Source organism: Shigella sp. FC1544 (assembly GCF_001722145.1).
Taxonomy (GTDB): Bacteria; Pseudomonadota; Gammaproteobacteria; order Enterobacterales; family Enterobacteriaceae; genus Escherichia; species Escherichia coli.
Genome location: NZ_MECT01000422.1, coordinates 1 through 525 on the forward strand (window position 1 = coordinate 1; position 525 = coordinate 525).

Annotated in this window: 1 protein-coding gene and 1 pseudogene; one reads left to right on the forward strand and one right to left on the reverse strand. The window is 51.6% G+C overall.

The window, feature by feature from the left end:
* Positions 1-143: pseudogene (locus BGK49_RS29675) on the forward strand (IS3 family transposase); the annotation flags it as partial.
* A 42-nt stretch (positions 144-185) separates the two neighbouring features.
* On the opposite strand, the gene BGK49_RS17550 reads toward BGK49_RS29675, so the two are convergent.
* On the reverse strand, positions 186-525 hold a 340-nt coding region (locus tag BGK49_RS17550; protein ID WP_032232706.1), incomplete at its 5' end, for an integrase core domain-containing protein.

Consider the following 525-nt stretch of genomic DNA (forward strand, 5'->3'; position numbering starts at 1 on the left):
GGGTACAGCATGAACCCTCAGACAGAAAACAAAGTGATGAGCGGCTAAAACTGGAGATTAAGGTGGCACATATCCGCACTCGCGAAACATATGGAACCCGGCGGCTCCAGACGGAGCTGGTAGATAACGGAATTATCGTCGGTTGAACCGCCCCGGGTTTCCTGGAGAGTATTTTATCTGTGAACTCAGGCTGCCAGATCATCGTTTCCGATGGAAGCATAATAAGCTTTTTCTGCTTCTGCCGGAGGAGTATGGCCCAGCCTTTCCAGCAATCGTCGATTGTTATACCAGTCCACCCACGTGAGTGTGGCCAGTTCCACTTCTGCACGGTTTTTCCAGCTCTTACGGTGTATTACCTCCGCTTTGTAAAGACCATTGATGCTCTCCGCCATCGCGTTGTCATACGAGTCGCCTGTACTTCCTGTTGATGCCAGTAATCCGGCTTCCTTAAGCCGCTGTGTGTAGGCCAGCGATACATACTGAGAACCTTTATCACTGTGATGGACCGTGCCGGACGGTCGACGG